7 protein-coding genes and 2 pseudogenes are annotated in these 12,445 nt (G+C 58.9%); 5 read left to right on the top strand and 4 right to left on the bottom strand.

Annotation, left to right across the window (positions count from 1 at the left end; genetic code table 11):
• Positions 1-68: 68 nt before the first annotated feature.
• Positions 69-2,297: a primosomal protein N' gene (locus B9P63_RS07905; protein WP_085308020.1), complete on the bottom strand. Its 2,229-nt coding sequence runs from the start codon at positions 2,295-2,297 to the stop codon at positions 69-71.
• A gap of 58 nt (positions 2,298-2,355) precedes the next feature.
• On the opposite strand from B9P63_RS07905, the gene fsa reads away from it, so the two are divergent.
• From fsa to B9P63_RS07885, 4 genes are all read left to right on the top strand, one after another.
• Entirely contained in the window at positions 2,356-3,009 is a 654-nt protein-coding gene (fsa, locus tag B9P63_RS07900) for a fructose-6-phosphate aldolase (RefSeq protein WP_085308019.1), read from the top strand.
• Between the two features lie 47 nt (positions 3,010-3,056).
• Positions 3,057-3,764: a DUF484 family protein gene (locus B9P63_RS07895; RefSeq protein ID WP_085308018.1), complete on the top strand. Its 708-nt coding sequence runs from the start codon at positions 3,057-3,059 to the stop codon at positions 3,762-3,764.
• Positions 3,761-4,681 (top strand): tyrosine recombinase XerC, encoded by a 921-nt coding sequence (locus B9P63_RS07890; RefSeq protein ID WP_085308017.1) that lies wholly within the window; start codon positions 3,761-3,763, stop codon positions 4,679-4,681. Before B9P63_RS07895 ends, B9P63_RS07890 begins: the two co-directional genes overlap by 4 nt.
• 125 nt (positions 4,682-4,806) lie before the next feature.
• Positions 4,807-5,499 (top strand): CDP-alcohol phosphatidyltransferase family protein, encoded by a 693-nt coding sequence (locus B9P63_RS07885; RefSeq protein ID WP_085308016.1) that lies wholly within the window; start codon positions 4,807-4,809, stop codon positions 5,497-5,499.
• Positions 5,500-5,569: 70 nt separating this feature from the next.
• Here the strand turns inward: B9P63_RS07885 and B9P63_RS07880 are convergent.
• Both B9P63_RS07880 and ileS read right to left on the bottom strand, forming a co-directional pair.
• Positions 5,570-6,406 (bottom strand): annotated as a pseudogene (locus tag B9P63_RS07880) (EamA family transporter).
• Positions 6,407-9,343, bottom strand: a complete 2,937-nt coding sequence (gene ileS / locus B9P63_RS07875) for an isoleucine--tRNA ligase (protein ID WP_085308015.1) — start codon at positions 9,341-9,343, stop codon at positions 6,407-6,409.
• Positions 9,344-9,624: 281 nt separating this feature from the next.
• Between ileS and B9P63_RS07870 the strand changes: the two genes are divergently transcribed.
• Positions 9,625-9,915: a hypothetical protein gene (locus B9P63_RS07870; protein ID WP_085308014.1), complete on the top strand. Its 291-nt coding sequence runs from the start codon at positions 9,625-9,627 to the stop codon at positions 9,913-9,915.
• Here B9P63_RS07870 and B9P63_RS07860 read toward each other — a convergent pair.
• Positions 9,912-12,226 (bottom strand): annotated as a pseudogene (locus B9P63_RS07860) (DUF2339 domain-containing protein). The gene B9P63_RS07870 and the pseudogene B9P63_RS07860 sit on opposite strands and share 4 nt — an antisense overlap.
• Positions 12,227-12,445: the final 219 nt, after the last annotated feature.

Raw genomic sequence — 12,445 nt, 5'->3', positions numbered from 1 at the left:
GATAAACTTCGGGGGTTTGGGGGCTGGCCCCCAAACGGTCCGATGGGCGAAGCCCGTCGGAAACCTCTCTAATAAAAACTCTGCGGATCAATATCCACACTCAGCCTGACCTGCGGCGGCACCCGCACCTGCCTGAGCCAGGCTGCAATCGCACGCTGGATCGGCGCGCTCTTTTCAGCCTTCACCAGCAAACGCACTCTATGCCGCCCGCGCACCCGCGCAATAGGCGCCGGCGCCGGCCCGAAGACCTGCGCACCTATGGCGCGCAGCGGCCCATCAAGCCGCGCCAACTCACCGCCCAATTCAAACACCTCCTGCGGATCGGGCGAGGACAGGATAATCCCCGCCAAACGCCCGTAGGGCGGAACCGACGCCATGCGCCGCTCACCTGCTTCAGCGCTCCAAAATCCGTTCTCATCCCCCGCCAAAATCGCGCGGATCACAGGATGTTCAGGCTGATAGGTCTGCATCAGGGCTGTGCCTTTCTTGGATGAGCGCCCCGCGCGCCCTGCCACCTGCCGCATGAGTTGGAACGTGCGCTCCGCCGCGCGCAAATCCGAGCCTTGCAGACCGAGGTCCGCATCAATCACACCCACAAGTGTGAGCAAGGGAAAGTTATGCCCCTTCGCCACCAATTGCGTTCCGATAATAATGTCCGCCGCGCCCTCTGCGATCCCGACAATCTCGGCCTTCAGCGCACGCGCCGATCCATACATGTCAGAACTTAGCGTTGCGATGCGCGCGTCTGGAAACAACTCCGCCGCTTCTTCGGCCAAGCGCTCCACTCCAGGCCCAACTGCTGCAAGGCGATCCTCCGCCTCGCAAGACGGGCAAATCTCCGGCATCGCTTTCGTCTCACCGCATTGATGGCACACCAGCCGCTTTTGAAAACGATGCTCCACCATGCGCGCATCGCAGTGATCGCACCCGATCTGATGGCCGCAGGCACGACAGATCGTAACGGGCGCATAACCGCGCCGGTTGATGAACAGCAAAGCCTGCTCACCAGAGGCCACCCGCGCCTCCACCTCGCCTTTCAGTTGCGGTGAAATCCAGCGATTCCCCGGCAATTTCACACCGCGCATATCAATCGCGCGCATGTCCGGCATCACCGCATCGCCAAAGCGCGACGTCAGATCAATCCGCCTGTATTTGCCTGCCTCCGCATTGGCCCAACTCTCCAGCGAGGGCGTGGCGCTCGCCAAAACCACCTGAGCTGAACAAATCGAGGCGCGCAAAACCGTCATGTCGCGCGCATTGTAAAGAACACCGTCCTCTTGTTTATAGGACGTGTCGTGTTCCTCATCGACCACAACCAAACCGAGATCACGAAACGGCAGGAACAACGCTGAGCGCGCACCAACGATTAGTTGCGCACCGCCCTGCCCGACCATTTTCCATGCGCGTCGCCGCTCTGTCATGGTCACGCCGGAGTGCCATTCAGCTGGTTTCGCCCCGAAGCGCGCCTGTACGCGCGTCAAAAACTCCGCCGTCAAAGCAATCTCGGGCAGCAAGACAAGTGCTTGTCGCCCTTTGCGCAAACACTCCGCGACCGCCTCCAGATACACCTCGGTCTTGCCCGATCCCGTAACTCCACGCAGCAGGGTCGTGCCATATGCGCCAGATCTGATTCCTGCCTTCAATATTTCGGCTGCTTCTGCCTGATCCGCCGCCAACTCCTTGCTGGGCAAGCTGGGATCAAGCCGTGGATAGGGCAAATCGCGCGGCGTATCTTCTTCTCGCACAGCGCCTTGCTTGACCAATCCCTTGACTACGGAAGACGTCACCCCCGCCGCTTCGCTCAGTTCCTTCAAAGTAAACGACAAATCGCCATATTCTTGCAGCGCATCCAGAACCCGCCCCCGCGGCACGGTCATACGGTCCGGCTCGACATCGCCCTTGCGATACACTTTGCGCATTGACGGCGGATCAACCAGCCCCGGCGCACGCACCCCAAGGCGCAGCATCGATTCCATATCCGTCAGCGTATACGCGCCCGCCTTTTCCAGAAACTCGCGCAATTCACCGCGCATGGGCGCGGCGTCGAGAACGCGGACAACCTTGCGCACTTTGGCATAATCGAAATCGCCCCTGCCCGCAGACCAGACCACACCCAGAACTTTACGTGGCCCCAGCGGCACCTCGACAAACGCACCAAGCCAACAGCCCCCCTCGGGTGCCTTGTAATCCAGCATCCGCCCCAAGGGCTGCGTCGTCCATACGCCCACAAGTTGCCCTTCATCGAAGAATTCGACAGGCTCGCTGTTAGCGCTATCAAGAGGGGGCTTTTCGGACATAGGTATATGAGGTAAAGCCTCCAGCAACATAGGCCAACCCATCAAAGGACCCAAGCAGATGAAATTTTTCGTAGACACCGCCGAAATCGACCAGATTGCCGAACTCAATGACCTTGGCATGGTGGACGGCGTCACAACCAATCCCTCACTGATCATGAAATCGGGCCGCGACATTCTTGAGGTCACAAAAGAAATCGCCGCGCTCGTTGACGGCCCGGTCTCTGCCGAGGTCGTCGCAACAGACGCAGCCGAGATGATTGCAGAGGGGCGCAAGCTTGCCAAGATCGCCGAAAACATTACCGTAAAAGTGCCACTGACATGGGCTGGCCTTCAGACCTGCAAAACGCTCTCGTCCGAGGGCACGATGGTCAATGTCACACTCTGTTTCTCTGCCAATCAGGCCCTGCTTGCAGCCAAAGCCGGCGCGACCTTCATCTCGCCTTTCGTGGGCCGCCTCGATGATATCAACGTAGATGGCATGGACCTTATCAGCGACATCCGCACGATCTATGACAACTACTGCTACGACACGGAGATTCTGGTCGCGTCCATTCGCACGGTCAACCATGTTCTGGATTCCGCGCTGATCGGCGCTGACGTGATAACAGCCCCGCCTGCCGTCATCAAAAAGTTGGCAGATCACCCGCTAACCGATGCAGGTCTGGCACAGTTCATGGCCGATTGGGCAAAGACCGGCCAGAAAATCCTCTGATTTCGCAGCTCTCGTGCTATACGAACGGAAAAAGAACGAGAGCAGCAATGAACACCAGCGCTAAAATGACAGATGATCTGCGCGAGCAGATCATCACACGTCCTGATGTGATCCTTGAAGACAAGGACCTGATGAAGGCCCTTATCGAAGCGAATGAACGCGCGATGGGCGGTAATATCGTCGATCTGCGCGGCATCGCGATGGAGCGACTTGAGGCGCGCCTGGATCGCCTCGAGGACACGCATCGTTCGGTGATCGCCGCAGCCTACGAGAACCTCGCGGGCACAAACCAAGTCCACCGTGCCATTTTGCGTATGCTGGATCCCATCGATTTCGAGGCATTCCTCAAGGACCTCGGCGGTGAAGTCGCTGAAATTTTGCGCGTTGATTGTATCCGTCTCGTTCTGGAATCCGTGCAAGTCGAAGATGAACCCGCAGTCAGCAAACTCTCCGATGTGCTTTGCGTCGCCGAACCCGGCTTCATCGCAACTTACCTTGGCGGCTACCCCGATCGTCCCTCGCGCAATGTGACTTTGCGCCAAATGTCCGAAGGAGATGAAGCGATTTACGCAGAAGCCGCGGGCTGGGTGCGCTCGGAGGCCTGCCTGACCCTTGATTTTGGCGCGGGCCGCCTGCCCGGCATGCTGGTTATGGGCGCGGAAGATCCTCATCAGTTCACACCGCAGCAAGGCACTGATCTTTTGGCCTTCTTCGGCGGTGTGTTCGAGCGCGCAATGCGCCGCTGGCTGTCTTGAGCCTGATCTCACCGCAAGCGCGCGATGCGCTTTCGCATTGGCTCGAGACGCAAAAATCCCTGAAGGGCGCGTCAGAAAACACGATCAAAGCCTACGCGAACGACACCGCTGATTTCATCGCATTCATGACCAGTTACACGGGCGAGTCCCAAGGGTTCGCGGCCCTCGCGCGCATCACAACCCGCGATATGCGCGCTTGGATGGCTGCGACGCGCGGAACGGAGGTTGGCGCAAGATCGCTCGCGCGCAAACTCTCGTCCGTGAAAAATTTCTATCGCTGGCTGGCCGAACGAGAGGGGTTCGAGCCAACAGCAGTGCTCACCATCCGAGCGCCCAAATTTCAAAAGAAACTCCCGCGTCCGCTGGCCGTGGACGCCGCCAAAGCGATGATTGAAACGGTTGAGTTGCAAACACCGCACGCATGGGTCGCCGCGCGCGATAGCGCTGTTCTCACCCTCTTGTATGGCTGCGGATTGCGTATTTCCGAAGCGCTTGGCCTCACTGGCGCGGATGTGCCCTTGCCAGATACCTTGCGCATCATCGGCAAAGGCGGCAAGGAACGCGTTGTTCCCGTGTTGCCAGCGGCGCGCGAGGCTGTTGAAATTTACATCAATACCTGCCCATTTCCGCTTGAGCACAATTTACCGCTGTTTCGCGGGATACGCGGCGGCGCGCTAAATCCGCGCGCCATTCAAGAGGTTATGGCAAAAGCGCGCATGCAGCTTGGCCTGCCCGCCACAGCGACGCCTCATGCCATGCGCCACAGCTTTGCAACGCATCTGCTCAGCGCCGGGGGCGATCTGCGTTCGATCCAGGAACTGCTTGGCCACGCCTCACTTTCAACGACGCAGGCCTACACCGCCGTCGACACCGCACGCCTCATGGAGGTCTATGAACGATCCCATCCAAAGGCCTGAGCCCCCGCTTCATCTTGCCCATTAAACTCTCGCGCTTCACGCGAAACAAATTCGTTGCAAACGAATTTCCAAATTTCTTCACAAAGAAATTTGCGCCTCCTCTAAAAATAGGCCATGACGCCCTTATGACACCACAAAACCGCGCCCTCGCCGTTCATCTGCTCACCGCCACAGGTGCGGTTTTCGCTATGCTCGCGATGCTCGCCGCGGTGCAATCCAAGTGGGACATGATGTTCCTCTGGCTCGTCGTCGCCTTCGCCGTGGACGGCATCGATGGCCCCCTTGCGCGCAAATATGACGTCAAGCAATACGCGCCGCAATTCGACGGCGTTCTGCTTGACCTGATCATCGACTATCTGACCTATGTTTTCATCCCAGCCTTCGCCCTCTTCGCCTCCGGGCTTTTGCCAGGCTGGACCGGCTGGTTTGCGATCATCGTAATCACCTTTGCATCGGCCATGTATTTTGCCGACAATCGCATGAAAACAAAAGATAATTCATTCTCCGGTTTTCCCGGTTGCTGGAACATGCTGATCCTTGTCCTATTCGCGATCGAGCCAAATTTCTGGATTTCCATCACCCTTGTTGCCGCTCTGTCTCTGGCAATGTTCCTCCCGCTAAAATTCATCCATCCCGTGCGCACAGAGAGATGGCGCAACGTCTCGTTGCCCATCGCGCTGGCTTGGACCTTTTTCGCAGGCTGGGCGGCCTGGGTTGATTTTCACCCGGAAAGCTGGGCGCATTGGGGTTTGGTCCTGACCTCGGTTTACTTGCTGTTTGCGGGCATCGCGCAGCAGGTCATTGCGCCCAAACGCTGAAACGTTGCAGGGGCTCTGCCCCGTCCGCCGAGACGGACTCCCCGAGGTATTTGAAGACCGGAGAAGCGGATTAAAGCCGCGTAAGGGCGACGCCCGTCACGATGAGAGCAGCGGCGAGCGCCTTGCTGCGATCCATCTTGTCCCCCATGATCAGCCATCCGATGAGCACCGCAAACAAGATCGAGGTTTCGCGCAGCGCGCTCACCAGTGCAATAGGCGCAACTGTCATGGCCCAAACCGCAATCGCGTAGGCTCCCTAGGAGGCCCCCGCCGCCATGCTGCCCATCATCCAATCCTTGCCTCTGGCGCGAAACACGCCGCGCCCACGCAAGGCCAGGCAGATCGGCGTGAAGAACACCGCATCTAGGATAAACAGCCAAGCCACATACATCACCGCATCGCCCGAGGCGCGCGCGCCAAGCCCGTCCACGATAGAATAGCCCGCGGTCATCAGCGCCGAACCGAGCGCCAGCGGCACCAAGCGGCGCGACTCGCCATTGGAAAACACGCCCCGCGCCATCATCAAGATACCCGCGCCAAGCACCAGCACCCCCGCCACTTCGCGCACACTTAACGCATCGCTCAGAACATATCCGCTGAGCGCGAGCACCAACATTGGCGCGGCACCGCGCGCAATAGGGTAGACGCGGCTCAGATCACCCTGCTCATATGCGAAAGCGAGAAACAGTTTGTAGCCGGAGTGGAACACCCCCGACGCCAAAAGCCACGGCCAGATCGCGCCGCTCGGAAAAGCGCTGAAAAGCGCGATGAAGCCGCCAAATCCCCCCTGCACCACAGTGAGGATCAGCATAGATGTCAGCTTGCTCGCCCCGCTCTTTATCATTGCATTCCAACTAGCATGCAGCAGCGCCGCCCCAAGGACGGCCAAGAAGACGAGCGCGCTCAATTAGCCATCAAGCGCATCGCTACAACGTCCACACACACCAACAGCGCTATGCGTGCCAACGTCCGGCAAGATTTTCCAGCAGCGCTGGCATTTCTCACCCTCAGCCTTGGCAAAGGACACCGCGACACCGCTCACATCCGGCAACGTGAACGCGCCCGCGGGGGCCGCATCGCCAGATACTGTGATCGCTGAGGTAATCGCAATATCGTCGAACGGCACGCTTTGCAGCGCCGCATGCAGGTCCGCATCTGCGATGTAGACCGTCGGTGCAGCTTCAAGCGATGCTCCGATCACCTTATCAGTGCGCTGCACTTCCAGCGCCGCGGTCACAACGCGGCGGGCAGCGCGGATCGCAGACCATTTGGCTGCCAATGCATCATCACGCCATGTTTTGGGTGTTTCGACGAAATCGGTCAAATGCACCGAGCTATCGTCGCCGCCAAAACGCTCTAGCCAGACCTCCTCCATCGTGAACACCAGCACGGGCGCGAGCCATGTTGTGAGGCGTGTGAACAGGATATCAAGCACCGTGCGCGCGGCGCGGCGGCGTTCGGTATCACCATCACAATAAAGCGCGTCTTTGCGCACGTCGAAATAGAAGGCAGAAAGCTCAACAGTCGCAAACGTGAAGACCGCAGAGAAAACCCCCTGAAAATCAAAGGCTTTGTAGCCTTCTTGCACTGTCTCATCCAATTCGGACAGACGGTGCAGCACCCAGCGTTCCAGCTCGGGCATATCCGCAGGGTCTATGCGGTCGTTCTCTTGGAAGTCGTTCAAAGAGCCCAGCATAAAGCGCATGGTGTTGCGCAAACGGCGGTAGCTATCGGCGACGCCTTTAAGGATTTCAGGGCCAATACGCTGATCGTTCGTGTAGTCGGTTTGCGCCACCCAAAGGCGCAGAATATCCGCACCATATTGTTTGATGATCGTCTCGGGCACGATGGTATTGCCGATGGACTTGGACATTTTGAGGCCCTTTTCGTCCAGCGTCATTCCGTGTGTAACCACGTTGCGATAAGGCGCGCGCCCGAGCGTTCCGCAAGCCTGCAAGAGCGAGGAATGGAACCAGCCGCGATGCTGGTCCGTGCCCTCCATATAGACATCCGCAATGCCGTCCTCTGTGCCATCTGCGCGGTCGCGCAGAACAAAGGAGTGCGTGGAGCCGGAATCAAACCAGACGTCCAGAACATCGAACACCTGATAGTAGTCGTCGGGGTTCACGATGCCATCAAGGAAGCGCTTCTTCGCGCCGTCCATATACCACGCATCCGCGCCCTCGGCCTCGAAGGCCTCGACAACGCGGGTGTTCACCGCATCGTTGCGCAGCAGGAAATCAGGGTCCGTCGGCAGCAAGCCTTTGCGGGTAAAACATGTGAGCGGAACGCCCCAAGCACGTTGGCGCGACAGCACCCAGTCGGGGCGCGCTTCGATCATTGAATAAAGACGGTTGCGTCCCGTTTGCGGTGTCCATTTCACTAGCTCGTCAATAGAGCGCAGCGCACGTTCGCGGATGGTCGTGCCGTAGGTGTCCTGATTATCACCCACCGCTTTATCCACTGCCGCGAACCATTGCGGCGTGTTGCGATAGATGATCGGCGCTTTGGAGCGCCAGGAATGCGGGTAGCTGTGCTTGATTTTTCCGCGCGCCAGCAGACCGCCGACCTCGACCAGTTTGTCGATCACGGCTGCGTTCGCGTTGCCCTCTTTGCCGTTTGGCTTGAGGATCGCTTTGCCGCCAAAGAACGGCAGATCATTGCGGAAACGGCCATCGTCCATGATGTTGTAGGTGATGACCTGCTCAAGCATGCCAAGGTCGCGGTAGAGTTCAAATTCTTCCATGCCGTGGCTTGGCGCGCAGTGAACGAAACCTGTGCCTTCGGTGTCGGTCACGAAGTCAGCCGCGCGGAAGTCGCGGATATCATCCCATTCGCCATTGCCGCCCTCTGCGCCATTCAAGGGGTGATTCAGAGAGATCCTTTCAAGCTGTTCGTTCGTCACGTCAGAGCGGCGCGTATACATGCCCTCTTCCAGACGCGCGCGGCTGAACACATCAGCAGCGAGGTTGTCGGCGAGCAGATATGTTTCGCCTACATCGAGCCAACACTCGTCCGGCGTCGATGTGACCTCATAAAGACCATAAGAAATGCCCGCGCCGTAAACGACCGCCTTGTTAGACGGGATCGTCCATGGCGTTGTCGTCCAGATCACCACTTTCGCAGCGTCCAGCGTAGCATCACCCGTGCCTGTCACTTGGAACTTCACCCAGATCGTAAAGCTGTCCTTGTCGTGATACTCGACCTCAGCCTCGGCCAGCGCGGTTTGCTCGACGGGCGACCACATGACGGGTTTCGATCCTTGATACAAAGTCCCGTTCATCAAGAACTTCTGGAACTCTGCCGCAATCACCGCTTCGGCGTGGAAATCCATTGTCAGGTAGGGATCAGGCCAGTTGCCCGTGATCCCCATGCGCTTGAATTCCTCGCGCTGGATATCGACCCAGCCCTCGGCAAATTTACGGCATTCCTGGCGAAAATCGACGATGTTCACTTCGTCCTTGTTCTTGCCCTTCTTACGGTATTGCTCTTCGATCTTCCACTCGATCGGCAGACCGTGGCAATCCCAACCTGGCACATAACGCGCGTCATAACCCATCATCTGATGGCTGCGCACGATCATATCCTTGATCGTTTTGTTTAGCGCATGGCCGATGTGCAGATGCCCGTTCGCATAGGGCGGTCCATCGTGCAGCGTAAAGGGCGCGCGGCCCTCCTTGGCACGAAGGCGATCATAAACCCCCATCTTTTCCCAGCGCGCCAGCCACTCGGGCTCGCGCTTGGGCAAGCCCGCCCGCATCGGGAAATCGGTTTTCGGCAGGTTCAGCGTGGATTTGTAATCAACAGCGGTTTCAGCGGTGTTTTCAGGCGTGTCAGCACACATATCGGGCGTCCTTTGGAACGTAATTCATCAAATGAGAGAGAGGCGGCGTGGCCGTGCCATACGCCTTATCCCGGCGGCTCAGTTCGTGAGCGCCGGGCCGGTAATTCGAATAAAGGTCGCGCATATCCGGTCCATCTTGAGCGCGCTTATAGGCCTGCCCTGCCACAAGGTCCAGTGCCGCAAGGGCACTGCCTGCCTATTAGCCTGCACATTCAGAACAAATTTTCGACACGGTCTTTGGCTAGGTGTATGCAGGTAACCAGTAGAAATGTGATTGAGTAATGAACTTTCGTGGCCCCGCATTGATTGTCGCAGGCTTGGCATGTGGCCTGTTTCCCGCCTTGAAGTACGTCCAAGAAGACAAGGCCGAAACCGCGGCGTTGGCCGCCCCCGCCCAAATCCAGAGCGAGACGGCGCAAAAGCAGAAATGCGAGGCTGAATCAGTCCGCATCGGCAAGGTCTGGGTCGGCTGTCATGCGCAAAATCTGCACAAGGACAAGACCCGCAAACTCGGCTTTCAGCGCACCACGCACAGATCGGGCGCGACCTTCATCAAAACAGTCAAGAACTAACCGGTTTTGCCGCGCACGCCGTCCTTGTCCCAGCGTGCAGACATTGCACGGCTTAGCCAGGCAAGCCCGGTCAGCGCAAGCCCGAGACCAAGAAAAAACGCCACGCGCACCAAACCGTTCAGCCCGCTCATATCCAGCAAGAACACCTTGGTAATCGTCACCGCAATCCCCGCCATGGCGAGTTTGCGCAGAGGATCGGAGCGGCGCGAAAAGGCAAAGAGCAAAAGAGCGACAGAGCCAAGCATCATGGCAATCGTGTAACTGTAAAGCTCGCCCTGGCTGACTGCGCTGCTGGCAATGTCGCTTCCTTGCCAAAAGCGGCGAATTTCCAGACCGATGTAGCTTAGGGTCAAAAGGGCAGATATCGCGGCAAATCCAGCGCGCAGATAGCGGTGAATGTGGCCAAGCTTCCAGACCAGCACCGCCAATATCGCGGCGGGCACCAGATAGCCGATTGCGATCGTATCGAGCAGCAGCGGCCCCTGCACATCGCGCGCGCCTCAGCGGGTCAGCGGCGACATGCCGATAAGCGCGACGATCAAAGCGCCGAAGCCGATCACCCCCATGACGAGCGCCAAAACGATGCGCACGGCCTTGAACCGCGCATCGACGCGCCAACGGTACAACTGCGCGCCCATGGCGGTCAGCACGATGGAACCTGCCAGCGAAATGCCCCAGAAACTGTCGAAATCACTGCGGATCGCGCGTTCGAGCAGGATCAATACGAATACCGCGCCAAGCGCATAGATCGCGCTTTCCAGCGCCAATTGCGCGCCTTGCCGCGTGATCGGGCGCAAGACCCACCATGCCAAGCCCATCTGGGCGAGCGGTACTGCGTAGGCCAGAATGACCTCGATCAGCGGCGTATATTGCCACGACGCCCAAGGCACGCCGGGATCGACTATAAAGCGCCAGCCAAGGACCGCGACGGCCAATTGGATGAACAGCCCCAGCCATGGCATGTCAAAGCGGCGATCAATCAGCGCCGCAAGGACGATCATCACGGCGATTGCTATATTCAGGGCAGCAGCACTCAGGATAAGCATCACCGCGAATGTGATAAGCGAGAGTGCGGACATCGCGAAAAGCGCCGCAGGGCGCATATCCTCGGGCCAGCGGCGCGCGGCGCGTTCGGCGAGCAGCGTCATCAAGGCGGCAGCGCCCATCGCGTGCCCCGCCCAGAAATAATAGCCGATGATCCGCACAGGCGTCCAGAATATCTCCAACGCGCCAAGTGCGGCAGGCAAGGCCATGGCACTCGCCCCGATCCAGATAAGCGATGCGCGCACGCCGTTTGAGGCGCGCCAGAACCCGAGCGCAGCGAAAAGCGCAAAGAGGCCGGCGAATGTACTCGCAGCAAGCGGTGTTGGCACATCCTCGTCCTGCACAGGGGATGGAATATCGGATAAGCCTCTGAAAATGTTGGCATTGTCGAGCGCCAGCAAGACCAACAGCAGCAGCAATACAAGCGGCGCGAGTGCGCTCAAATCTTCCAGCGCAGGCGCGCGCGACATCCAGATCAAGGCTAGAAGACCCAATACTACAACGCTGCCAATCCCTATCCAGCCCTCCACCACGCCAGAAACCTCCAGCGCCATAAATGCGCTCAGCACCATGGCTGCGATGAACGTACCGCCCGCGAGGCGGACCGGAAAGTCGGGCCAAGCCTGCCCGTCTTTACCACGCAGCTTCAATGCCATCTCGGCGAGCATCGCGCCGCTGTGATCTGGCCAAATTCGCCTTTGCGGAATGGCTGTCGCCGCAAGGGTCGCGATGATAGCAAAGCCCAGCGCATGCACTGCTACCGCACCGCTAATGAGCAACGCCCAGGTTGCGAGGAAACCGCCGATGAGCGCCAGAACCGATACCCAGCCCCAGCGCCGCACCGTGTCGATCACCAGCGCCATCACCACGATCAACGCAAAGTAATAAAAGAACAAATGCGGCGCATCGCTCGATCCGCCGACCACGAAGGGCGCGCCAAATGCGCCAATCACACCGACCGCCACAAGGAAAGGCCCGTAAAACCAGCCCAGCGCCACAGCCAGAACGGCCACCGCAACCAGCCCCCAAGCGCCAGATCAGAGGGCAGCATGCCGTAGAGGTGACGCGCCGACAGGACCGGAGCAAACAGCGTAACGATCCCCGCGCCGGAAAACGTCGAGGGTAACGCGCGCATGCTGCTGCCCTCGTCGCCATAGCGGCGGCGCACGAATTCACCGCCTGCAATCAAGGCCGCCCCAAGTCCGAGCGCGCCCATGATCCGTGCGAATGGTGTCAGCAAGCCTTGCTCGACGCCGTATTGCACCATGAAAACGCCCGCCAAGGCCAGCGACAGTGCAGCAATCCCAAGGAACCAGTTTTCCTTGATCCAGTTGATCGCGCCGCGCAGGGTATCTGCGCGAAACACAAAGGCTTTGGGCGTTTGAGAGGACAGCGGCTGCAGGGCGATTTCGATCTTCTCTGCGGTGTCGCCGTGCGCGGCGAGCGTTTCAGCATCTTCACGCTCTGCAATGTCATCGCGCTGTGC

It is taken from the genome of Planktotalea arctica, assembly GCF_002105285.1.
GTDB lineage: Bacteria > Pseudomonadota > Alphaproteobacteria > Rhodobacterales > Rhodobacteraceae > Planktotalea > Planktotalea arctica.
Note: the sequence above shows the minus strand (reverse complement) of the source record. Positions and strands in the feature narration are given on the sequence as shown.

What these genes read in the sequence shown, in the direction of transcription:
- B9P63_RS07905 (WP_085308020.1), bottom strand. Translation starts at nt 2,297, where the DNA reads ATGTCCGAAAAGCCCCCTCTTGATAGCGCTAACAGCGAGCCTGTCGAA.
- fsa (WP_085308019.1), top strand. Translation starts at nt 2,356, where the DNA reads ATGAAATTTTTCGTAGACACCGCCGAAATCGACCAGATTGCCGAACTC.
- B9P63_RS07895 (WP_085308018.1), top strand. Translation starts at nt 3,057, where the DNA reads ATGAACACCAGCGCTAAAATGACAGATGATCTGCGCGAGCAGATCATC.
- B9P63_RS07885 (WP_085308016.1), top strand. Translation starts at nt 4,807, where the DNA reads ATGACACCACAAAACCGCGCCCTCGCCGTTCATCTGCTCACCGCCACA.
- ileS (WP_085308015.1), bottom strand. Translation starts at nt 9,343, where the DNA reads ATGTGTGCTGACACGCCTGAAAACACCGCTGAAACCGCTGTTGATTAC.
- B9P63_RS07870 (WP_085308014.1), top strand. Translation starts at nt 9,625, where the DNA reads ATGAACTTTCGTGGCCCCGCATTGATTGTCGCAGGCTTGGCATGTGGC.